Genomic DNA, 22,807 nt, shown 5'->3' on the forward strand with positions numbered 1-22,807 from the left:
GTGTGTGCAAGGAGCTCGTATGTCGCAACGCCGCGTATCCTCGACCACTGATGGCCGTCTCAACCTTGAGCAGCAGCGCAAGCGCGCCAAGGAACTGTTGCCGCGCCTGAAAAGCGAAAACCCCGACGCCACCTTGTCCCAGGCGCAATGGCAGATCGCCAAGCAGCTGGGTTTCAGCAGTTGGCCGCAGCTCAAGGCCCATGTCGACGCCATCGACTTCGCCGCCCGCCATCCCGATTTCGCCGCCAGCGATGAAGCCCGCACCAGCCATTGGCGCTGTGGCAACGACATTGCCCACAGCCTGCAACTGGCGGGGTTCAAGGGGCACTTCCAGATGCTCACCGACCCGCTGTGCATGGGCCCGGTTCGCGACCTGCCCCGCGAGGCATTCCGCGCCATGCGCAGCGCATTCATCAGTCACGCCTTTGCCCTGGGCGAAGCGGATGTGGCGCGCCGTGTCGCCGACGAATACAACCAACTGGAAACCTTGGCCAGCGCCGAACACAGCGTGCTGTGGTGCGAGGCGGATGCGTATGACCAACTGTTCCTGATCCGCGCCCTGGCCGCTCTTGACCAGGCACCGCGCAAGCTGGAGCTGATCGAGGTGGACCGCATCCCGGGGGTAGAACGGTTTATCGGCATTGGCCAATTGGCCCCCGACGTACTGGCGTGGTTATGGCCGCAGCGGCGCCTGATCGACGACGAGGCGGTGCAGTTGGCCAAACAGGCGTGGTCGGCGTATTGCGCCAGTTCCCCGGTGCAGTGGGCGGAACTGGCCCACGGGACGCACACGGCGCTGCCCTTTCTTGCACGCGCTTTACTGCGCCAGTTGCAGGAGTTGCCCGGCAGTCAGGATGGCTTGTCACTGACCGAACGCCTGTCCCTGGCCTACATCGCCGAAGCGGGGCCGGTAGCGTTCGGGCGCGTGTATGCCGAGTTGATGGCCAAGCGCGAACCGCTGCCGTTCCTCGGCGACATGATGTTCCATGCACTGCTGCGGCCGTTGATAGACGACGAGCATCCTTTGTTGACGAAAACCGAGGCTCATCTTGAATGGCCTCGGCGGGTGCTGGCGCCCGGATGCGCAAAGACCCGCTATCCGGGCACAAGGTGCGGCTTCAGGCTTTAACGTTCTGCCGGATATTCCAGCCGAACTTCACTGGCCCACCGTCCTTGGCGCCGTCGGCCTTCTGCGGCTGGTAGCTGACGTCGACGCTGGCGAAGTTCAAGGCGATGCTGTCGTAGAGCGCCTCATCCTTACTTTCAGCAGCGGTGCCGTAGGACACCACCATGACTTCCTTGAGGGTGATCACCAGATACTCCACTGGGCTGGAACCGCCCGCCTTGCGCACTACCAGTCTTGCTTCGGGATAATGCTTGCCGGTCGCGCAGGCCATCATCAGCAGGCATCTTTATTGAAAACCATTGGGAATTCATCAAGCGGTACATGCCAGTAATCGGAGCAGACATTCTTGTCGCATGCACCTCAATAGGATTGACGGCGATCCTGACAATGCTCACCTATCTCTCGACGTACCCCATTGGTTTTGCTACCAAGACATCATTTTTCGGCGCTACGGGGCTTGGTGCAGTATTTGCCCTTGCCAAATACGAAGTGTTATACGGACGCATCCACTGGGTCTGGCTGAACATGGCGATATACCTCATCTGCCTGCTGGTATCACTTCCCGCAATCGCCTACCGCCCCAACGCTTATCTCTACTCCATGGCCCTCCTCAGCCCCCTGATCGGCCTCCTGATCCTCAACAGCAAGCGCTGCCGCGAACTGCGCCACAAGATGCTAGAAATCCGCCACAAGCGCGAAGCCATCATCGCCACCCTGAAAAAACAAGGCCGCTGGAAATGGTGGTAACCCGCGCGGTTGCTGACACCCCCGACTTTCGGCCTCACCAACCCGATAACCGAAGCAACCTACATCCGGCTCGGAAGCATCTGACTTCTCGCCCTCGCCTGCCATGCCTAGCCTGCTGGTCCCGCCCACAATAAGGACACCGCTGGCATGCGGCGCTATTTCATTACCCGAGGAGCCAAGACCACCGCTGGCGGGACCGTCGTCGGCGGTTTGACGGGCTTTCGCATCACCCAAGTGGACATCGCCCTTGAAGGTCATGAGGTGCTTTGCCCGGTGTGCAAAACCACCGGAGTCATAGTCTGTGTTGGCCCGCGCCTGGAGCAGTGGGCACTAGGGCGACGGGTGGCGCTCTCGGATGATCTCTGCCGCTGTAAATGCGACCCGCCCCCGCGCCTGCTGGCCGACCAGTTCGAGCGGTTTCAGACCCTTACCGCCGAAGACTCCGCGGCACACCGCCGAAGCGCGACCGCATCGGAAGCGCCAGCGTCAACACCCGCGAGAAATCCTACCCTGAGCTCAGCACCTTCCGCTTTCAGCGAAATACTCGAGTCAGCCTGCGAGCGCAATTGGCGCTTCTACCAGAAGCAGGCAGAAGACGTGATCGCCCCCGGCGGCAAGCTGATCGCCGACCCCAGGTTGCGCAACCGGCTCATCAACTCGGCGTATGCCCAGCTCTGGCGCCTCGACAACCGTTTTCAGTGGGCGGGCCTTGCGGCGTTTGCCTCCAAGCAAGTGGGGTGCGGTTTGCTGCACGCGGCAGAATCCATCGAGAAAATTCAGGCGGAATTTGAAGCGGCGGAGCAATTGCGAAGGAGTGCCCGGAAAGGGGTTTGGGGGTTGTTCAGCGCCGAGGAGCGTGAACGGCAGGCAAAGCTGCGGGAGTACGAGCGGCGCCTGCGGGAGTATGAACAGGCCAGCCGTAATAACCCGGTGCCTGATGTTGATTGGCGGCGCGAGGGTGAGCCGTTATCGAGCGTGCAGCAGCTTTATCAACATGTGTACGAGATGATGGCGATGGGCAATACCACGCTGTTTTTGGATGTGTTTCCGTTGCATGCGTTTTATAAGGAGCGGGGGTTGGGGTTGCTTGAGACCTGTCTTCGGTCGCGCAAGAATATTTATGACAAGGCTCAGCCACCCGTGCTATGGCCCATCGGAAACGAGACACTAGAGTTTGGTACGAATCACAGTGAAATCCTGAAAGCTTTCGAGGCAATTGAAGCTGGCAATATCGCCAAAAGTGTTGAGTATCTCGCTGACCACGAACAAAGAAACATCCTTCAGCCAGCCATGTATACCGACCAAAAGCTGGTAGCCCTGCTGCGTAGTAACCATCTTTCCTATGTCACAGGCATACCGTCCGGGGCCGCGCAAGCCATTGAGCTAACGCTGGCAAATCAATGCCGCCCCGTCGAAGATGATCGAACCATTGAATTCAGCAACAGCCCTATCGCTAACCTGGCCGATATCGATCAACGCATGGCCTTCGTGCTCAAGGCTGCGGCGAAATTTGATGCACTGCTGCGTAGCAATGAGCGGCAGCGAATCGAACAGGCGCTAGAAGACATCGCTGAAGACCGGGGTGTCCGATGAGCCGGATCACGCAGATCGGTTGGCGACGTGTTGGGCTAGGACTGATCGCTGTCGTACTTTTCTTAGGGTTAGCGATACGTCTCGGCACCGATGAACCGGAGATTGCATTGACGCCTGGCGAACCCTGGGAAGATATGCGCCAGCGCTCCAGCGCAAAGATTGGCCCAGCCATTCCGGGGCATCACTGGTTCAGGGCGCCCAAATCCGATGCCCGACTGCGGCTCGTAGACCCTCAATATGGATTCATAACTCCTTTGGCCCGTTTCTTCACGATAGGCTTCGATGATGAGCAAATCGATGGCATCCGCATGTCCCCTCAAATCGAACCGCTATTGCTCGATGACACGCTTGAAATCGTGCTGGACTTACAGGAACAGTGGCGCAAAGGTGGCTGGACCCCCATCCATATAAAAGACGACCCACCCTTCGCCGACACCCCTCAATGGCGTGCCCGCTTGCGGAACGTGAACCTGGGCGGTACGTCCTATTGGCAAGCGGCGGACAAATACCAAGTGATGATGGTGGTCAATCGCTTCAAGGACGTTCGACATCCCACTGAAGAACGCTATCTCATCAAGCTGCACCTGGCCGCGCCGTGGATACCGCAATGATCAGATACCCACTTTGGCGCCGGCGAACCGAGGGTTGCTTAGACGCCCGGCTGCGGCTCGTAAAGCCTGAATATGGATTCGTGCCCCCAGGCTCGCTTCTTCACAGTGAGCTTCGAGAGTAATGGAAGGGTCAGCAGTGTCCGCATTTCCCCTCAGGTCGAACCGCTTTTTGCTCGATGACACGCTTGAAGTCGTACCGGATTTACAAGAGCAATGAAGCGGCATTTTGACCGCGCGCCTTCAGTTCGCTGGCCGCAGCAGCTGCATCTGCTGGCGATAGTCATCCGTCACCTGCCGCGCCTGGCTGCTGCTGGTGATCACCTTCGGCGTAATCAGCACAATCAGCTCAGTGCGGTCCTTGGATTTGCTGGTGTTGCCGAACAACCAGCGCAGGCCGGGGATTTTCCCCAGGTACGGCACGGCACTGACGCTCTCGCTGTTGTCCTGTTTGATCAACCCGCCGAGCAATACGGTCTGCCCGCTCTGCACGGCGACTTGCGTCGAGACTGAACGCGTGGAGATACGCGGATTCACCGGCGTGTCGCTGCTGCCGGTCTGGTTCTCGGCATCGCTGACCTGCTGCTGGATATCCATGTACACCAGGCCGCCCGGATTGATGCGCGGCACCACGTCCAGAATCACCCCGGTCTGCACGTATTCGACGCTGCTCAGGGTGGTGTCGGCATTGCCGGTGTTCACCGTGGTCTGGCTGATAGGAATGTTGTCGCCCACCTGGATCTGCGCCGGCTGGTTGTTCATCACCACCAGCGACGGCGCCGACAGCACCTGGGTGCGGCCGTTGGTTTCCAGGGCATGCAAGGCCACTTGCAGGTTGGAACTGACGAAGGAATAGAACAACGAATCCGACGCCCCCAACCCTGCCCCGCCACCGCCCAACGCGCCCTGGCTGCCGGAGGCGTTGGCGACTGTGGTGCTGGTGGAATTGCCGGCCAGGCGACCGAGGTACCACTGCACGCCAAGGTCCAGTTCACCGGTGAGTTTGACTTCGAGGATGCGCGTCTCGATCTGCACTTGCAGCGGCGGATTGTCGAGGCGTTTGATCGCGGTTTCGATCTCTTTCCATTGCGCCGGGCGGGTACGCACCAGCAGTTGGTTACTGCTTTTTTGCGCGGTGATGCGGGTGCCGGCTTCGAGGCTTTTATCCGGTGCCGGTTCGGACGCTTCGGCGACGGGCTCGGGCTCGTCGGCAGGCGGCGGCGTGTTCTGCAGGCCACCGGTATTGTTGTTGAGCGATGACAACGTGGTGGTGCGCAACCCCGGCGCGACCTTGGCCGGCGTATCGTCCTTGATCGCGCCGTTGCCGTAGATCTGCCGCAGGTACTTGGCCAGGTCCGAGGCCTTCATGTTGCGCACGTCGTACACATACATCTGCGGCTCGTTGCCGCCGCCTTCGTCGATGGTGCGAATCCAGTCGCCCACCTCGCTGAGGTACTGCGGCTGGGAAGAAATCGCCACCACCGAGTTGGTCCGCTCGATCGGCAGAAAGCGCAGCATGCCCGCCAGGGGCATGCCGCTGTCCGGGCCGAACATGGCTTGCAGCTCGGGCATCAGCTCGGCCACCGACGCGCGTTGCAAGCCGAATACGCCCACCGACATGCCCTTGAGCCAGTCCACATCGAAGGTGTCGATGGTGGCCTGGTAGTTGGCCAGTTCTTCCGGGGTGCCGGCCAGACTCAGCACATTGCGCGCCGGGTCCACCAGCAGAAAAGCGTTTTCGCGGGCGAACGGCTTGAGCAGTTTCTGCATCTCGGTGGCGGAGATATAGCGCAACGGAAACAGCCGCGCCGACAGGCCGTTGGACGGTGGCGCCAGGTTCATCTGCGGCACCAGCTTGCCCGCCACCGCCTGGTTGGCCGGCAGGATCACGTAGCGGTTGCCCTGTTTGATCATGGCGTTGTCGGTCCAGGACAACAGGGTTTCCAGGATCGACAGCGCCTGCTGTTTGTCCACCGGCTTGGAGGTGGAAAAGCTGACATTGCCTTTCACGCCTTGGTCGATGCTGTAGTTCTCGTGCAACAGGTCGCCCATCACGCTGTTGATCACCGCTTCGATCGGCTGGTCGGCGAAGTTGAACACGATATCGCCGCCCTGCTCTTTCGCCGGCAGGCTGGCGCTGGGTGGGCGCACGAATTGCTGACTGCCCCGCCTCATCTGGCGTTGGGGCGCTACCTTCGCCGCGGGCTGCGGGCTTTGCGCGGCGGGCACCTCACTCGGCGGGCGTTGCGCGCCGGTGCCTTGCATGGCTTCGTGGAGTAACGCGTCGTCCGCGTCGAGGCGGTCGGGCAGTGAGCCACAGCCGCCCAGGGAGACGGCGGTAGTCAGGCAAAACAACGAGGTGCGCAGATCGATCAAGGGAAGGGCTCGCGAGGCAGGGAAATCGGTGGCCGGGTCGACGGCGGCGGCAAACGCTTGGCGTACAGGTTCAAGGTTTGCGTGCGGCCGTCCAGGGTGAAACGGGCGGATTGCGGCGTGAGGTGGTCCAGGCGCCAGCCGTTGGGCAGCACCTGGCCCAGGCGTACCGTCAGCGGGCGGCCGTCGGCCTGCTTGAGCATCGCCATTTGCAGATTGCCGGTGATCAGGATGCCGCTCAGGGTCAGGTTGGCCAGGCTGCTGGCCTGGGTGTTGCCGACGGCGCGATCGGGGCTGCGATCCGCGCTGAACAACGGGGTTTGCCAGGTGCCGGCGAGGCTGTCCAACGTCACGCTGGGGGCGACTTGCACCCGCGCAGAGGAATGCCCGCGCACCGCCGGTTCGGGCAGCCACTGCGGCTCGTCGCCGATGCTGCTCAGGATGAACGCCATCAACAGGCCCAATGCCCCGACCAGGCCGAGCAAGCCCCATTCCAAGGGGCGCAAGACACCGATCATCGGGCCACCTGCGGTTGCAGGTAACCGCGCACCAGCACCTGCACCACCAACTGCCCCGCCCCGCCGCTGGCCGGCGCCTGTTTGCCACGGCGGATGCGCAGCTCATCGACGAACAGAAACGGCGGCTGGTATTCCAGCTCATGCAGGATCGCGGTCAGCGGTTCGATGGCGCAATCTAGGGTCAGGCTGACCTGCACCTGTCGATACGGTTCGCCGTCGTCCTGCTCCGGGGTGATGGGTTTGCGCTGGGTCAGGCTGCAGCCGCCGCCGAGGTTGGCGTGGCGGCTGATCAGATCGGCGAGGCGTTGCATGAGGTCGGCGGCGACCCCATCCGGGTCATCCCCCGGCAGCAGGCTGGTTTGGCTGGCCGGGTCCTGGCGAGCCTGCTCCAGTTGCTCGCGCAGCGCATCACCCTGGCGCAACACGCCGGCATAGCGTTGCTGCTGTTCGCGCAGTTGTTCGGCCTGTTCGCCCATGGCACGCAAGGGCCCGGCGAACCAGCTGTCGATCAGCAGCCAGTACGCCGCGCCGAGCACCACGGCCAGGATCAGCAACGCCGTGCCACGGCGTTCACGGGGTGTGAGGGGTCGGCGCATCGGCGGCCTCCGGGCGAAGGTGGGCACGCAAGGCAAACTGATCCTTGCCGCTGCGCGCATCGGGTTGAATCACGCCTTCGAACTGCGCATTGTCCAGGCGGTGACAGCCTTTGATCCGGGTGATCAGGGCGCTGGCCTTGGCGCTTTGGCCGGAGAAGGCAATCTCGCTGCCCTTGATGTCCAACTGGTCGAGCCAGGTGTCGGCGGGCAGGCATCGGGTGAGGTCGTCGAGCAGCGCCACCAGCGGCGGCTGGGCCACCTTGCGCCGGGTCAGGTACTGCACCGCGCCACGGGTGGCGAGCAGTTGCTGACGCAGCGCATGCACCTCGGCGACCTGGGCCTTTTGCTGCTGGACGCTGTCGTACATGGTGTCGAGCACGCGCTGGCGGTCGTTGAGCCACAGCAACATCGCCGCAATCAGCAACGCGCCGCACAGCCACGGCAAGCTGCGTTGCAAACCCTTGCCCGGCGGACGCGGACGCGGGCGCAAAGGCGCGGGCAGCAAGTCGATGCCCAGGTCGCCGACATCCACGCGATGCGGCTGCAGGCCGAGGGCGGCGCAGTCGCTGAGGATCTGATCGAGGCGCTCGCGCAGGATCGCCACCAGCGTCACCTGCAGTTGGGTCGGCGTGCGCCGTTCCTGGCGCGCGACGAAGTACAGCCGGTCGGCCTCGAACGGCGTGTAGCGATCCAGTTCATAGCCGACCACGGCGCTAAGGTTGCGCGCAGCGGCTACGGGCAAGTGGATGGTTTGCAGCAGCACCGCGTCGGCCGCGAGCACCAACACATGCCGCGCATTGCCCGGCGCCGACGCGACCGGCTCGCTCAACGGCCAGTGCCAGCGCTGCTCGGGCGGCTCGCGCAACGCCAGCCACGCCGGCACACACGCGCGCAGCTCCGTGAGCCACAGGCGCCAACCTTGTTGCAGCAGGCTGCCACGCCAATAACGGGCGATGGGTTCCAGTCGATTCATTCTTGCCAACGCAACACCCGGTAGGGTTGTGCGCCGTCCTCCGTTGGGCTCAATAAAACCGTGACTTGCAGGCGTGCTTCATAGCCGCCGGGGCGTTGTGCGCGGCTGTCGACCACCAGCACCTCGCCAGGGTCGGCGCCCTGTGCGCTCTGCTGCGGCAGGTTGAGGGCCTGGCGCATCAGCGCGCTGGCGAACGCCGGAGCGGGCCGATCCAGGTCGCTCCACAAGGTGAGCTCGGGCAGCAATTGGCGGTACAGCGCCTGGCTCATGCCGGGCAATTGGCGCACTTCTTCGAGCACGCGAAACGGCGCCAGCCCCTGCTTGCGCCGTGCGTCCAAGGCCTTGGCCACCTGCGCGGCCTGGGCCGGGCTGGCGCCGCAGGCCAGGGCCAGGCGCGTGAGGTCGTGCGCCTCGGCGTTGACCAGGTACAGCTTGCCGCGCTCGCTGCGCAGGCTGACGTGCAACTGCGCGTCATCGAAGGTCAGGAGCCTTTCACGGCCGTCGGCGATCCAGTGCCGATCGGCCATCGCCAGGGCGACGCCGGCTTGCGCTGCGAGCTCCGTCTGGGTGTGCTGGCGATGCCACAGCGCCTGGCGACTTTCCAGCTGCACCCAACCGGCCAAACCGCCCAGCAACACACTGAGCAAGGCCAGCACCCACAGCACCAGCAGCAGCGCCGCCCCGCGTTGCCGCCTCATTCGCCCGACGCTCCGCTGGCCAGGTTCAAGCGCAAGGCAATCACCTGAGTGACCCACGGCACCGGCCCGTCGATATGCGCGGCGATCCGCACCGCAGCGGGCAAGCGCCGGGGCCACGGCCACTGGTCGATCCATCCGGTGGGTTGGCCCAGGGGCGATACGCCGCGATAACTGAAGCGCAGCGCCGCAAGGTTCGTCAGCAGCACTTGCGGCGCATCGCGGGAAGCATCGGCCTGCCGTTCCAACCGCGAGAACCCCACCTGCAGATCCTCGGCGACCCGTTGCAGGGTGAAGCGCTGAATCCCGCCGCCGAGCACACCGGGCAAGGTCGCGACAAACTGCAGACGCTCGGGCTCCCCTAAGAAAAAACCGGCGCTCTGGCGGTCGTCTTCGCTGACATCCAGCGGCAACGCCTCACTGATCGCGGTGCGCAGGAACTGCTGGGCGGCGCGCATTTCGTCCAGGCTCACGGTGTACTGTTGGGCCTTGGCCACCGCACGATTGGCGCCGAGCAACGCACCGCTGAGCAGCACCAGCAGCACCGCGAGCAAGCTCAGCACCACGAGGATTTCCAGCAGAGTGAAGCCCCGCTCACGGCGCCTCACTGGCGCACCTTCAGGGTGCTGAACCGGGCCTGGCGCGGCCCCTCGCTGACGATCAGGTCGAGACGATACAGATGGGCTTGCTGACGCACGCAGATCAGTTGCCAGTGGATGCCGTCCAGCGCGCCCTGGCTGACACCTTCGACCAGGCGCCCCGCTGCTTCCTGGTCCAGCACACTGAGGGCGGCATGGGTCAGGCGGTCGCTGTGAGCCGCTTGCGCCAACGAGCGCGCGCTCTGGCCGAAGGCGACCAGCAGCACCGTGCTGCACACCGCCATCAACGTCAGGGCGGCGAGCATTTCCAGTAACGTGAAACCGGCCTGGCGCTTCATGGCAGCGCCTTGGACTGCACGCTGCCGGTTAGCCAGCCAATGTCGATGCGCCAACGCCGGCTACCGTTGGCCAGCAGCAGATGGCCGCCGGTGGAACTGCCGTCGGGATAGAACTCTACGGCGGCGCCGACCTGTTCGGCGGTATGCACGGTGACCTGCAGCTGCGGCGGCCAGGCGTGCGGGGCGCGGCCCGGGGCCTGGAAGGTCAGGCGCTGCAGATCGAATTCGGTCCTGGCCACACGCGCCTCGACAATCGCCGCGGCCCGCGTGGCGCGCAGGGCGTCGACCATCTGCCCGACCACGCGGCGCTCGTTCGCCGCCTGCACGGCCTGGCGCACACCGAGCCCCAACAAGCCGACAGCGAGGCTGATCAACAGGATGACCACCAGCATCTCCAGCAAGGTAAAGCCGCGTTGGGGCATCGGCGGGTTATTCCCAGTTACCCAGGTCGGCGCTGTAGCCGTCGCCACCCGGTTGGCCGTCCTGGCCGTAGAAGATCAGGTCGAAGGCGCCGTGTTCGCCCGGGAAGCGATAGCCGAATGCATGGCCGAACGGGTCTTTCAGCTCCGACAGCTTGGCATACGGCCCGGCCCAACTGCTGGCGTTGCCGGGCTTGTCCACCAACTGCTGCAGGCTGTTGGGCGGTGAGCCGACATCCAGGGCGTAGCTGTCGATTTTCATGCTCAGGCTGGCCAGTTGCGCCTTGCCCGCACCGTACTTGCCCTTGTCCACATTGCCACCGACCTGGCGCACCACGATGGTCGCGACAATGCCCAGCAGCACGATTACCGCGAGCATTTCCAGCAGGGTGAAACCGCTTTGACGGCGTTGAGTTCTCATCGATCGGGTTCCTTGAAGGTTCATATATGGCTGGTCAGGCTCATCAGCGGCAGCATGATCGCCAGCATGATCACGGCCACCAGCAGCGCCATGACCACGGTGAGGGACGGCACCAGCGCGGCGAGCAGGCGCTCGATGCCGCGCCTGGCTTCGATGTCGAAGATGTCGGCGACTTTGAGCAGCATGCTGTCCAGCTCACCGGCCTGTTCGCCGACGTCAATCATTTGCAGGGCCAGGTCGGGCAGCAGCGGTTGCGCACCGAACGCACTGGCCAGGGTGCCGCCGCCTTTCACCGACTCGGCGGCCTCGGCCACTTGGGCTTGTAACGCGCGGTTGGTGCAGACCTGTCGGGCGATGACCAACGCAGGCAGCAAGGCCACGCCGTTGCTCAGCAAGGTGCCCAGGGTGCGTGTCAGGCGCGCCGCTTCGACCCGCTGCAACAGCGGGCCGAGCACGCGCAGGCCGAGCAGGCGGCGGTCGTAGCGTTCGCGGCGCCGGGGGTCGCGCAGGCGTGCCGCCAGGGTGCCCAGCGCGACGCTCGACCCGGCCAACAGCAGCAGGCCGTAGGCGCCGAGGAATTGGCCGAGGGCCAGAATCACTTCGGTGATCAGCGGAATCGGCACGTCCAGGTCCTGGAAGATCGGCACGAACTGCGGCACCACATACGCCAGCAACAACGCCAGGGAGCCGAGCACGCCGACCACCAGGAACGCCGGGTAGATCAGCGCATTGATCACCTCGCCGCGCAGCCGCTGGCTGCGTTCGAGGTAGTCGCTGAGTTGGCGCAGGGTGCTTTCCAGCGCGCCGCCGGCTTCACCGGCACGCACCATGCTCAGGTACAGCGGGGAAAAGGTGCTGCCCTCTTCTTCCAGCGCGGCGGATAACGGTTTACCCGCCTTGACGTGGTCACGGATACGCTCGATCAGTACACGCACTTGAGGCTGGCCGGGCTGCTTGAGCAGCAAGCCCAGGGAACGTTCCAGCGGCTGACCGGCGCCGAGCAACGTCGCCAACTGCTGGGTGAAACTCACCAACGCCGCGCCCGTCAACGGCCCCCGCCGCAAGGCATGGCGCAGGCCCTGGCGGCCGGCGGCGTCGATCTGCAACAGCAGCCAGCCGCGCTTGTGCAGGATCGCGATGGCGGCGCTCTGATCCTTGGCTTGCAGCGTGCCGCGCTGGGTCACGCCCTGGCTGTCGAGGGCACGGAAGGTGAACAGACTCACGCGCCCTCACCACGGGTGACGCGCAGCACTTCTTCCAGCGAGGTGACGCCCGCCACTGCCTGGCGCAGGCCTTCTTCATGCAAGGTGCGCAGGCCCGCACGTCGGGCGGCCTGCTCCAGCGTCGCGGCATCGGCGTGGCGCATCAGCAGGCCGCGCAGTTCGTCGTTCATCACCAGCAATTCGGTGATCGCGCTGCGGCCGTGGTAGCCGCCTTCGGCGCCGGGGCGATAGAGCAAGATCGGGCGCTCATCGGTGAAACGCTGCAGGCCATGTTCCTCGATCAACTCCGGCGGCGCTTCGAAGGCGACGCGGGTCGCCGGGTCCAGGCGCCGCACCAGGCGCTGCGCGAGGATGCCGCTGACGGTCGAGGCGATCAGGTAACTTTCCACGCCCATGTCCAGCAGGCGCGTGATGCTCGCGGCGGCGCTGTTGGTGTGCAGGGTGGAGAGCACGAGATGGCCGGTGAGCGACGACTGGATCGCGATGCGGCAGGTTTCCAGGTCGCGGATCTCGCCGATCATGATCACGTCCGGGTCCTGGCGCACGATGGAGCGCAGCGCGCCGGCGAAGTCCAGGCCAATGGCCGGCTTGACCTGGATCTGGTTGATGCCTTCGAGCTGGTATTCCACCGGGTCTTCGACGGTGATGATCTTGCGCTCGGCGCTGTTGAGCCGCGCCAGTGCGGTGTAGAGCGTGGTGGTCTTGCCGGAGCCGGTGGGCCCGGTGACCAGCAGGATGCCGTGGGGCCGTTCGAGCACGTCGAGGAAGGCGGCCAGGCGCTCGCCGTCGAAGCCCAGGCTGGGGAAGTCGAACTGCACGGTTTGCCGGTCGAGCAGGCGCATGACCACCGACTCGCCGAAGCTGGTCGGCACCGTGGACACCCGCAAGTCCAGCGCCTTGCCCTGGATGCGCAGCATGATCCGCCCGTCCTGGGGCAAGCGCCGCTCGGCGATGTCCAGGCGCGCCATGATCTTCACCCGCGAGATCACCGCCGCCGACGAACTGGCCGGCGGCGCTTCGGCGTCGTGCAGCACGCCGTCGATGCGGTAGCGCACCTTGAGTTGGTTTTCGAAGGGTTCGATATGGATGTCCGACGCACGCTGCTCCACCGCCCGCTGCAGGATCAGGTTGACCAGGCGGATCACCGGCGCCTCGGAAGCCATGTCCTTGAGGTGTTCGATATCTTCCAGCGCGCCGCCCTGCTCATCGAGGTTCTCGATCAGGGTGCCCATGGCGGAACGGCCCTGGCCGTAATAGCGCTCGATCAGCGTCTCGACTTCAGTGCGCGGGCCGATGGCCAGCCACACCGGCACATCACAGGCGTAGGCCAGGGCCTGGAAGGGATAATGCTGCGTCGGGTTGGCCGCAAGCACGCGCAGCCCGCCGTGGGCCCAGCCCATGGGCACCACTTGGTAATGGCGCATGAAGCGCTCGGTGAGCGCGGGCAACGGGTCGAGCAACGGCGGCGCGGCATCGGCGAGTAACAGCGGCGCGCCGAGCAACTCGGCCCAGGCGCGCGCCAGTTCGACTTCGGACACCAGCCCCAGGCGCGTGAGCAGGCCGAGCAGGTCACTGCCGTCCAGGGACAAGCGTCGGGCGCGCTCCAGGTCGACGGTTTTCAGCCCGGCGTGCTGCATCAGCCACACGCACACGCGGTCGGTGTGCGGTATCTGCGTATGGCAGGCATCGATGGGCATTGACGACATAATGGGGTGTCTAGTTGCGAGAAAGTATGGCTATTTGGAACTACTGGATATAAAAATAAAATGCCATTAGTTCGCCACGCCGCAGTCGGAGTTAACTGGGTTAATCGACTGGAAGTTCCAGCGCTAGTTCCTGAAGCGGGGAAACAAACTGAAAAGAATAGCCTGCGACCGGCTTGAAACAGCCGCGAAAGCCTTGATTTAAAGCCCCCAAGCCGACACCCAAGGATTCAGCTAATTGCAATTAGCCACTTCGCTAATCAGAGCCAGGCGCCGAAGTTTTTCCTCGACGCGCATCAAGCTCAAACTTTCAAACAACCTTGTTATTGATCTTCATTGCCGCTGAGCGCTGGGTTTGCCGCGTGGTAGCAAACACAGACGATCTGCCCGTCAGAAGTCGACCGTCGCCGACAACAGGTAAGTCCGCGGCGTCGACAAGGTCAGCCCCGGTTCGCTGTCGTCCGACGCGCCCGCCGAGCTCCAGTAGCGTTTATCGGCGACGTTTTCCACATTCGCGCGCAGGGTGATGTGTTTGTCATCGACCTTGAACGCATACCGCGCGCCCACGTCGATGCGGTTCCAGGCGTCGATTTCCTTGACGTTGGCCTGGTCCAGGTATTGCGAGCTGGAGTAGATCCCGCGCGTGGTCAGGGTCAGGCCTTCGAGGCGCGGCACGTCCCATTCCGCGCCGAGGTTGACGTTGTACTTGGGCGTGGCCGGGGCGCGGTTGCCGTCGAACGTGCCGTTGGTGGTGTGGGTCAATTCGCTGTCGATGTACATCACGCCGCCCAGCAGGCGCAGGCCCTTGAGCGGTTCGCCGAACAGGCTGAGTTCCACGCCGTCGTTCTGGCGCTTGCCGTTGGGGCCGAACACCCGCGAGGTCGCGTTGGTTTCATAGGCCGGTTGCTTGATGCGGAACACCGCGGCGGTCACGGCGAACGCACCGGCGTCGTATTTGGCGCCGACTTCCACCTGGCGGCTGATGAACGGCGGGAAGATTTCATCTTCGTTGACCGAGGTGGAAGGCGCGACCTTGCCCTGGCTCAGGCCTTCCAGGTAGTTGGCGTACAGCGACAGCGCGTCGGTGGCCTTGAACAGGATGCCGCCGGACGGCGAGATTTTTTCTTCGTCGTAGGCGGTGTCGCCTTTGACGTTGTTGGTCCAGTCATCCACCTTCACCCGCTGCCAGCGTGCGCCGAGGGTCAGCAGCAGGCGATCGTCGAAAAAGCCCAGGGTGTCGGACAACGCCACGCCGCTGAATTTATTCTCGGTGTATACCTGCGCATCCTGGCGGATGGCGGTGGACGGCGTCGGTGTTTGCACCGGGTTGTAAAGATTGCTCAGCGCCGCCGCATAGCGTGCGCCGCCGTTGGTGAAGTCCATGTAGAAGTAGCTGGCCGCCAGGTTGACCTCGTGGCTCACCGGCCCGGTATGGAACCCGCTGCGCACGCCTGCCGTGGCGGTACGCACATTTTCATCGCGGCTGAAGTCGCGCGGCTGCACGCTGAAATCCCCTGCACTGTTGCTGACGGAAACGGCGTGACGCAGGAAGTCGTGGTTGCTTTTGCGCGCGCCGACACCGCCGTAGAGCATCAGGTTATCGCTGAGGTCGAACTCGGCATTGAGCGTGCCGAACGTGTCGTTGGTGCTGGCCTTGCTCCACGACTGCGCGTAGTTGCGGCGTACATCGTTGGCGCTTGGCACCGGGGCCGCGGCGGCCACCTGCACGCGCTCCTGCGGGGCGTTGGTGTCGCGCTCGGTGTGGCCGATATCGCTGGAAAGGCGCAGGCGCTCACCGCGAAAGTCCAGGCCCAGCACGGCCATTTCACGGTCGACACGCTGATGGTCCCACTCGGTATCACCGGCCTGTTTCACGCCGTTGAAGCGCAGGCCGAACTTGTTGTCCTCGCCGAAACGCCGGCCCACGTCCACCGCGCCGCCAGCCTGGCTGTCGGAGGCCCAGGTGCCGGTGAACGAGTTGATGTCCTTGTCGGTGGCGCGCTTGGGCACCACGTTGATCCCGCCGCCCACACTGCCGCGCGGCGAGATGCCGTTGATCAATTGGCTGGGGCCTTTGACGATGTCGACGCGGTCGGCCATTTCCATGTCGATGGTGTAGGTCGGCAACACGCCGTACAGGCCGTTGTAGGCCACATCACTGTTGAACAGGCTGAACCCGCGAATGGTGAACTGTTCATAGCGCCCACCGGCCGGGTTGGTGGCGCGCACCGACGGGTCGCTGGCGATCAGGTCGCCGAGGGTCCGCGCCTGCTGGTTCTTCACCGCCTCCTGGGTGTAGGTGGTCATGCTGAAGGGCGTGTCCATGAAGTCCCGCGAGCCCAGCAGGCCCTGCGAACCGCGTCGCGCCACTTGCCCACCGGCGTAGATATCGCCGTCGGCTTCGCTGCGGGTCCCGAGGATGGCGGTCGGAGACAGTTGCAGGCTGCTGCCCTGCGGCACCGGCACCAGCATGTAGGCCTGCTCCCCCATCGGCTGCAGTTGCAGGCCGGAACCTTGCAGCAGGCGGGCAAAACCTTCTTCCACCGCGTACTCGCCGGATAAACCACTGCTACCGCGGCCACTGACCAGCGCCGGGTCCACCGCCAGGTTGACCCCCGACAACCCGGCGAAACGGGTCAACGCGGCACCCAGGCTACCGGCCGGCACTTGGTAGCTGCGGCGGGTGGCGGTGTCTTCGGCATAGCTGATCGGGGTAAACAGTGGGCTGGCGCTGAGGCTCAGCATCAGGCTCAGTTTGAGCAAGGGGCGGACGGCGGGCATGGGCGGAAGCTCTCGATTTTGTTCACTTACCTGGAATGACAGGCGAGGTGAAAAAAAGGGACAGGCTTCCGCGCTTTTTCTAGCAAATAACCACTAAGGCTCAATCAACCGACAGGTTGACTCGACGATCCCGGCGCCGCGCAGTACCGCCACGGTGGCGTCGGGATCGTCCGTTTTCAGTGCAGGAACTTCAACCAGCCAGCCAGTGCCAGCGCGGCAAAGCAGGTCCAGCCCGAGAACAGCCAGCGCCACACGCGCGCACGCGGCACGAACCCCACGCCCCGCACAAAGGCCACACTCATCGCCGCGAACAAGGCCATTGCCAGCCCATGATCAGCTTTGCCGTCCGGGGTGGCCATCAGGGGCGGATAGAGCGTACACACCAGCATGATCGCGATCGCGATAAGCAAGCTCAGCGAGTGAATGCGTGAGGGCGCCGGAGCCTCGGCGACACGCGGCATCATGGCCGCGGCTCCTCACGGTCGCTCAGGGCGCGCCCCGCTTCGTTCTCGCCCCACATCGCATTCAATATGGCCAGCAACAAGGCGAAACCGACTCCCAGCATCCAGGCGAAATACCACATAGTCTTTGCTCCTCTGATGGCGTTAGTAGGCCGAATGTTCGTTGGCTTTGATCTGTGCCACGGTGACCTTGCCGCGCATGACGCGATAGGCCCACGAGGTGTAGATCACGATCAGCGGCATGAAGATCAACGTGGCCCAGAACATGATGGACAGGCTGAGATGACTGGACACGCTGTCCCACACAGTCAGGCTGGCCGCAGGCACGGTCGACGACGGCATGACGAAGGGGAACATGGACACGCCGGCCGTGCTGATCACCCCGATCACCGCGAGCGACGAGGCGACAAACGCGGCCAGTGTGCGGCGCATCATCATCAACAACGCAGCACCAGCGGCGCCCGCCAGGCCCAGCGCAGGCAGCAGCCACAGCAGAGGGTAATGGCCATAGTTGGCCATCCAGGCGCCCGCTTCGCGTACCACGGTTTTGTTGAGAATGTCCGGCAGCCCGGCGGTATCCACCACCGAGGTGATGCGATAGCCGTCAATCGATTGCAACCACACACCAGCAATAACGAATGTACACAGCAGCACCAGCGCCGCGCCCACCCCGCCCTTGATGGCACGGGCCTGGATCACGCCCTCAGTGCGGTGCGCCAGATAGGTACCGCCTTGCAGGGTGATCATTGCACTGCTCACCACACCGGTCAGCAGCGCAAAGGGGTTCAGCAGTTGCCAGAAACTCCCGGTGTAAGTCGATACCAGCATGTTGTTGAAGTGGAACGGTACGCCTTGCAACAGGTTGCCGAACGCGATGCCGAACACCAGCGGCGGCACGGCCCCACCGACAAACAGCCCCCAGTCCCAGGTGCTGCGCCATTTGGCGTTGTGAATCTTGCTGCGATAGTCAAACCCCACCGGGCGGAAGAACAGCGCCCACAGGACCAGAATCATCGCCCAATAAAACCCGCTGAACGCGGTGGCATACACCACCGGCCACGCTGCGAACAGCGCGCCGCCCGCGGTGATGAACCACACTTGGTTGCCGTCCCAGTGCGGCCCGACGGTGTTGATCGCGACGCGGCGTTCCACGTCCGAGCGGCCCACGAAGGGCAGCAAGGTGCCGACGCCCATGTCGTGGCCGTCCATGATGGCGAAGCCGATCAGCAGTACGCCGACCAGTGCCCACCAGATAATTTTCAGAGTGAAGTAATCAAGCATGGTGGAGTTCCTTCAGGTTGGCATCGTAAGCGTAACGGCCGGTTCCGAGGCTGCCGGGCCCTTGGCGGGCGAACTTGACCATCAGGAACATTTCAACCACTAGCAGCACGGTGTAGAACGCGACGAAGCCTGCCAGCGAGCCATAGAGGTTATTGACGCTAAGGGTGGAGACACTCATGTGAGTGGGCAGCACGCCGTAGATGGTCCAGGGTTGACGGCCGTATTCAGCGACGAACCAGCCCAGCTCGCAGGCCAGCCAAGGCGCCGGCAGCATGCAGAGTGCCCAACGCAGCAACCAGCGGCGGCGTGTGCAGACCGACTTCAAGGTGCTCCAGAAGGCCAGCCCGAACAGCAACAGCATGGCGAAACCCAGCGCGACCATGACCCGGAACGCCCAGAACATCGGGGTCACGCGCGGTACGGTGTCGTTCATCGCCTTGTCGATGATCTCCGGCGTGGCCTGGTTGACGTCTTCAACATACTTTTTCAGCAGCAGGCCAAAACCGAGGTCCGCTTTGTACTCTTCGAAGGTATCGAACGCCGCCTTATCGGTGCGATCGGCCCGCAGGGCTTCAAGTGCATTGACGGCGGTAATGCCACGCAGGATGCGCGCGCGGTTTTTCGCTTTGATGTCATGAATGCCCGGGATCTGCTTGCTCACCGAGCGCGTGCCGATCAAGCCCATCACCCACGGCACATCGACTTCCCAGTTATTCCTGGACTCGGCTTCATTGATGCTGGCCAGCAAGGTCAGGCCGGCCGGCGCGGGTTTGGTTTCCCACATGGCTTCCATGGCCGCCAGCTTGGTTTGCTGCGCCTCACCCACGGTGTAACCCGACTCATCCCCCAGCACGATGACGCTCAGCACCGAGGCCAGGCCGAACGCCGCCGCCACCCGGAAACTGCGCTTGGCGAATTCGACATCGCGATTTTTGAGCAAGTACCAGCTGGAAATCGACAACACAAACATCGAACCGGTGACGTAACCGGCAGACACGGTGTGTACGAACTTGGCCTGGGCCACCGGGTTGAACAACACCGCCCAGAAATCGACCATCTCCATACGCATGGTGATGTAGCTGAATTCCGAGCCGACCGGGTTCTGCATCCAGCCATTGGCGATCAGAATCCACAGCGCCGACAGGTTGGTACCGATGGCCATCAGCAACGTGACCAGCAAGTGGTGCTCTTTCTTCAGGCGATCCCAGCCAAAAAAGAACAGACCGATCATGGTCGATTCGAGAAAGAACGCCATCAAGCCCTCGATGGCCAGCGGGGCACCGAAGATGTCGCCCACGTAGTGCGAGTAGTACGCCCAGTTGGTGCCGAACTGAAATTCCAGGGTGATGCCGGTTGTCACCCCCAGGGCGAAGTTGATACCGAATAACTTGCCCCAAAAGCGCGTCATGTCCTTCCAGATGACGTTCCCGGTCATCACATAGACGCTTTCCATGATGACCAGTAGCCACACCATGCCAACCGTCAGCGGTACGAATAGAAAGTGGTAAAGCGCAGTGGCTGCGAACTGCAGCCGTGACAAATCCACCAGTTGTTCTGAGATCACTTGCTTGCCCCTTGAGTCGAGGTGGGTACACCGAAACGGTTGCCGACGATGTTCGGGTCGACACTGACGTGCGAATCCCGGATGAACAGCCACCACAGCACGCTCAGCAGCACGAGCTTGATCAGCACCGCGGTGAGTAGATGGCGTAGTAGGCGTTTGTCGGAAATAGTCATGTCTATGCACTAAGCACAGGGCATGCCAAAGCCAGATCTTCTATTTTTATCGTTATAAAACAATTTGTTATGAGTTTTTTAGCGGTAGCCCTGGCGCACCGCTGCTGGTCAATGCGCTGCCAGTCTGGCAGCTTGGCAGTCACTGGCAGTCGTAGAGGGCTAGGCCAGGCCTTGTTCCTTCAGGCGCCGGTACAAGGTCCGGTCGCTGATCCCCAGGTGCTTGGCCAGTTCGCTGCGGGTGCCTTTGAATGTGGCCAGGGCCTGCGCCAGCGTGCTGCCGTCGAACGGCGTCGAAGCCGCAGGCGCAGCCTGAGGTGGCGGCGCCACGGAGGCCTGGGGTAAATGGATGGCGCGGATGACCCCATCGTCAGCGAACAGGCTTGCTCTTTCCAGGACGTTGCGTAACTCACGCACATTGCCTGGCCATGAGTACTGCTGCAGGGCTGCCAGGGCTTCGGCATCGATGGTCAGTCGACGTTTACCGGCACCACGCCGTTGCAGGAATGAATTCACCAGCAAGGCGATGTCTTCTACCCGGTTGCGCAAGGGCGGCAAATGAATGGGGAAGGCGCTGATGCGGTAGTACAGGTCCTGCCTGAACTCGCCTTTTTCCATCATTTTTTCCAGCGGCTTGTGGGTGGCGGCAATCAACCTGAAATTGGCGTGGAAAGTCTCGACACTGCCGACCCGGCGATAGGTGCCCGATTCGATCAGGCGCAACAGTTTGACCTGCATGGCCAACGGCACATCGCCAATCTCATCCAGGAACAATGTGCCGCCCTGGGCGGTTTCGACCAAGCCGGGCTTGCGGGTGATGGCGCCGGTGAAGGCGCCTTTTTCATGGCCGAACAGCTCGCTCTCAAAGAGTGTTTCGGTCAAGCCCGAGCAATCCACCACGACAAACGGCCCGCTGGCCCGTTCGCTGGTTTCATGGACGGCGCGCGCGAACAGCTCCTTGCCGGTACCCGACTCGCCCAGGAGCAGCACCGGCAGCATGGACGGCGCCACCCGCTGCAGTTCCGACAGGGCAAGGTTGAAGGCCGGTGAACAACCGACCAGCCCTTCGTTGCTCGGCCGCGCCGAGGCGCTGCGCACCAGCGTCAGGCGCTCAACATAAGCGGTGATCACCCCATGTTCGTCGAGGATCGGCCGTAATTCGACGTCGACATGCTCAGGCCCCCGAGGCGTGTGGTGGATGTGCAAGACACGATCCGGCCCGCGCTTTTCCTGGGCCTTCTTCATCGGGCAATTCTCACCCGCCTGGTCACAAGGGACGTCGTAATGGTGTGAGATCTGATAACACTTATGGCCGATAAAGGGTTTGTCAGCGCTGCCGAACTGGCGCTGATAGGCCGTGTTGGCTGCCAGGATGTTGTAGTCCGGATCGAGCACGATCATCGGATTGGGTTCGTGTTCCAGAAACGAAACAAGCGACTGCACTTGATCCGGGTGTGGAACGGCGTTGGCTGGGGTAGGCAGAAAAGTCTTCATCATGGCTCCTGGAATCCATTTTTCCATCCTGTTGTGGCACTGCCACCTCTGTCAAGGCACTGCCAATGGCAGAAGAATCCCCCAGATACAGGCCTGAATACCCCTATACAGAAACACAAAGCCCAATAAAATCAATTGGATATTAGGCTATTTCGGCAAAACCATGGCCTGGCAAACTTATTGCTATGTCAGTCCTTAGTCTAAGCGGCTCGAAAAAAAAGCCCCCCCTAAGGAGACAGTTCATGCGCGTCAAACTTCACGTCGAAGGCTTCTTCGACTCTGCCACCAACACCGTCAGCTATCTGGTACTGGACGAGACCACCCTCCACTGCGCGATCATCGACAGCGTATTGGATTACGACCCTAAATCCGGCCACACCGCCACCACGTCCGCCGACCGCCTGATCACCCGGGTGAGCGAGCTGAATGCGCAGGTCGAGTGGATTCTCGAGACCCACGTCCACGCCGACCACCTGACCGCCGCGCCCTACCTGAAAGAAAAGCTCGGCGGGAAGATCGGCATCGGCAGCCAGATTTCGACGGTACAAAAGGTCTTCGGCACGCTGTTCAATGCCGGTAGCGATATGCCTCGCGACGGCAGTCAGTTCGATCACCTGTTCGTCAACGACGAGTCGTTCAGCATTGGCACGCTGCACTGCACCGCACTGCATACACCCGGCCATACGCCGGCCTGCATGACTTATGTCGTCAGCGATGGCAGCGAAACGGCGGCCTTCGTCGGCGACACGCTGTTCATGCCCGACTACGGCACAGCCCGCTGTGACTTCCCCGGCGGCAATGCGCGCACGCTGTTCCAGTCAATCAACAAAGTGTTGAGCCTGCCGGCGGATACATTGCTGTATATGTGCCACGACTACCAGCCGGGCGGCCGCGAGGTGCAATTCGTCAGCACCGTTGCCGAACAGCGCGAGCAGAACGTGCATGTGCGTAATGGCATCAGTGAGGAGGAGTTCGTGGCGATGCGTACCAAGCGGGATGCCTCGATGGACATGCCGACCCTGATCCTGCCCTCGGTCCAGGTCAACATGCGAGCCGGGCATTTGCCCGAGCCTGAATCGAACGGGATTCGCTACCTGAAAATCCCACTCAACGTCGCCTGACAT

Annotated in this window: 23 protein-coding genes and 1 pseudogene; 5 read left to right on the forward strand and 19 right to left on the reverse strand. The window is 62.9% G+C overall.

The window, feature by feature from the left end; translation table 11 throughout:
* Positions 1–19: 19 nt before the first annotated feature.
* A complete protein-coding gene (locus tag JN756_RS20310; RefSeq protein WP_236255044.1) occupies positions 20–1,129 on the forward strand; it encodes a DUF1835 domain-containing protein in 1,110 nt (369 codons plus the stop codon).
* Here JN756_RS20310 and JN756_RS20315 read toward each other — a convergent pair.
* Positions 1,119–1,403: pseudogene (locus tag JN756_RS20315) on the reverse strand (Hcp family type VI secretion system effector); the annotation flags it as partial. The gene JN756_RS20310 and the pseudogene JN756_RS20315 overlap by 11 nt on opposite strands.
* A gap of 110 nt (positions 1,404–1,513) precedes the next feature.
* Between JN756_RS20315 and JN756_RS20320 the strand changes: the two are divergent.
* The 3 genes from JN756_RS20320 to JN756_RS20330 all read left to right on the forward strand — a co-directional run bounded on the left by JN756_RS20320 (position 1,514) and on the right by JN756_RS20330 (position 4,077).
* Entirely contained in the window at positions 1,514–1,873 is a 360-nt protein-coding gene (locus JN756_RS20320) for a hypothetical protein (protein WP_236255045.1), read from the forward strand.
* A gap of 147 nt (positions 1,874–2,020) precedes the next feature.
* Positions 2,021–3,466 (forward strand): PAAR domain-containing protein, encoded by a 1,446-nt coding sequence (locus tag JN756_RS20325; protein WP_250690792.1) that lies wholly within the window; start codon positions 2,021–2,023, stop codon positions 3,464–3,466.
* Complete coding sequence (locus tag JN756_RS20330; protein WP_046486556.1) at positions 3,463–4,077, forward strand: hypothetical protein; 615 nt, start codon at positions 3,463–3,465, stop codon at positions 4,075–4,077. Before JN756_RS20325 ends, JN756_RS20330 begins: the two co-directional genes overlap by 4 nt.
* A gap of 240 nt (positions 4,078–4,317) precedes the next feature.
* On the opposite strand, the gene gspD is transcribed toward JN756_RS20330, so the two are convergent.
* The 18 genes from gspD to JN756_RS20420 form a co-directional block, all read right to left on the reverse strand.
* On the reverse strand, positions 4,318–6,441 hold the full coding sequence (gspD, locus tag JN756_RS20335; protein WP_201022313.1) for a type II secretion system secretin GspD: 2,124 nt from the start codon (positions 6,439–6,441) through the stop codon (positions 4,318–4,320).
* A 5-nt stretch (positions 6,442–6,446) separates the two neighbouring features.
* Positions 6,447–6,965, reverse strand: a complete 519-nt coding sequence (locus JN756_RS20340) for a type II secretion system protein, XpsN-like (protein WP_046382760.1) — start codon at positions 6,963–6,965, stop codon at positions 6,447–6,449.
* Entirely contained in the window at positions 6,962–7,561 is a 600-nt protein-coding gene (gene gspM / locus JN756_RS20345) for a type II secretion system protein GspM (RefSeq protein ID WP_017847564.1), read from the reverse strand. Before gspM ends, JN756_RS20340 begins: the two co-directional genes overlap by 4 nt.
* On the reverse strand, positions 7,536–8,534 hold the full coding sequence (locus tag JN756_RS20350) for a type II secretion system protein GspL (protein ID WP_201021219.1): 999 nt from the start codon (positions 8,532–8,534) through the stop codon (positions 7,536–7,538). The genes gspM and JN756_RS20350 overlap by 26 nt, the downstream gene beginning before the upstream one ends.
* Positions 8,531–9,232, reverse strand: a complete 702-nt coding sequence (locus tag JN756_RS20355; RefSeq protein WP_057005695.1) for a hypothetical protein — start codon at positions 9,230–9,232, stop codon at positions 8,531–8,533. The genes JN756_RS20350 and JN756_RS20355 overlap by 4 nt, the downstream gene beginning before the upstream one ends.
* A complete protein-coding gene (locus tag JN756_RS20360; protein WP_201021220.1) occupies positions 9,229–9,837 on the reverse strand; it encodes a type II secretion system protein GspJ in 609 nt (202 codons plus the stop codon). Before JN756_RS20360 ends, JN756_RS20355 begins: the two co-directional genes overlap by 4 nt.
* Complete coding sequence (locus JN756_RS20365) at positions 9,834–10,166, reverse strand: type II secretion system protein (RefSeq protein WP_108526245.1); 333 nt, start codon at positions 10,164–10,166, stop codon at positions 9,834–9,836. The genes JN756_RS20360 and JN756_RS20365 overlap by 4 nt, the downstream gene beginning before the upstream one ends.
* Positions 10,163–10,588, reverse strand: a complete 426-nt coding sequence (locus JN756_RS20370) for a prepilin-type N-terminal cleavage/methylation domain-containing protein (RefSeq protein ID WP_108526247.1) — start codon at positions 10,586–10,588, stop codon at positions 10,163–10,165. Before JN756_RS20370 ends, JN756_RS20365 begins: the two co-directional genes overlap by 4 nt.
* A 7-nt stretch (positions 10,589–10,595) precedes the next feature.
* On the reverse strand, positions 10,596–11,006 hold the full coding sequence (gene gspG / locus JN756_RS20375) for a type II secretion system major pseudopilin GspG (RefSeq protein ID WP_156422917.1): 411 nt from the start codon (positions 11,004–11,006) through the stop codon (positions 10,596–10,598).
* Positions 11,007–11,026: 20 nt separating this feature from the next.
* Positions 11,027–12,229, reverse strand: coding sequence for a type II secretion system inner membrane protein GspF (gspF, locus tag JN756_RS20380; protein ID WP_108526249.1), 1,203 nt, complete (start codon positions 12,227–12,229; stop codon positions 11,027–11,029).
* A complete protein-coding gene (gene gspE, locus JN756_RS20385; RefSeq protein ID WP_169864966.1) occupies positions 12,226–13,935 on the reverse strand; it encodes a type II secretion system ATPase GspE in 1,710 nt (569 codons plus the stop codon). Before gspE ends, gspF begins: the two co-directional genes overlap by 4 nt.
* 387 nt (positions 13,936–14,322) lie before the next feature.
* Positions 14,323–16,713, reverse strand: a complete 2,391-nt coding sequence (locus tag JN756_RS20390; RefSeq protein WP_201021221.1) for a TonB-dependent receptor — start codon at positions 16,711–16,713, stop codon at positions 14,323–14,325.
* Positions 16,714–16,889: 176 nt separating this feature from the next.
* A complete protein-coding gene (locus tag JN756_RS20395; protein ID WP_057005701.1) occupies positions 16,890–17,177 on the reverse strand; it encodes a cyd operon YbgE family protein in 288 nt (95 codons plus the stop codon).
* On the reverse strand, positions 17,174–17,296 hold the full coding sequence (gene cydX, locus JN756_RS20400) for a cytochrome bd-I oxidase subunit CydX (protein WP_017847575.1): 123 nt from the start codon (positions 17,294–17,296) through the stop codon (positions 17,174–17,176). The genes JN756_RS20395 and cydX overlap by 4 nt, the downstream gene beginning before the upstream one ends.
* 22 nt (positions 17,297–17,318) lie before the next feature.
* Positions 17,319–18,455: a cytochrome d ubiquinol oxidase subunit II gene (cydB, locus tag JN756_RS20405; RefSeq protein WP_108526253.1), complete on the reverse strand. Its 1,137-nt coding sequence runs from the start codon at positions 18,453–18,455 to the stop codon at positions 17,319–17,321.
* Positions 18,448–20,019: a cytochrome ubiquinol oxidase subunit I gene (locus JN756_RS20410; RefSeq protein ID WP_057005703.1), complete on the reverse strand. Its 1,572-nt coding sequence runs from the start codon at positions 20,017–20,019 to the stop codon at positions 18,448–18,450. Before JN756_RS20410 ends, cydB begins: the two co-directional genes overlap by 8 nt.
* Positions 20,016–20,192 (reverse strand): cytochrome oxidase putative small subunit CydP, encoded by a 177-nt coding sequence (cydP, locus tag JN756_RS20415; protein WP_017847578.1) that lies wholly within the window; start codon positions 20,190–20,192, stop codon positions 20,016–20,018. The genes JN756_RS20410 and cydP overlap by 4 nt, the downstream gene beginning before the upstream one ends.
* 159 nt (positions 20,193–20,351) lie before the next feature.
* Entirely contained in the window at positions 20,352–21,683 is a 1,332-nt protein-coding gene (locus JN756_RS20420) for a sigma-54 interaction domain-containing protein (RefSeq protein WP_057005704.1), read from the reverse strand.
* A gap of 242 nt (positions 21,684–21,925) precedes the next feature.
* On the opposite strand from JN756_RS20420, the gene JN756_RS20425 reads away from it, so the two are divergent.
* Complete coding sequence (locus JN756_RS20425) at positions 21,926–22,804, forward strand: MBL fold metallo-hydrolase (RefSeq protein WP_057005705.1); 879 nt, start codon at positions 21,926–21,928, stop codon at positions 22,802–22,804.
* Positions 22,805–22,807: the final 3 nt, after the last annotated feature.

Source organism: Pseudomonas sp. Y39-6, assembly GCF_023651955.1.
GTDB lineage: Bacteria > Pseudomonadota > Gammaproteobacteria > Pseudomonadales > Pseudomonadaceae > Aquipseudomonas > Aquipseudomonas veronii.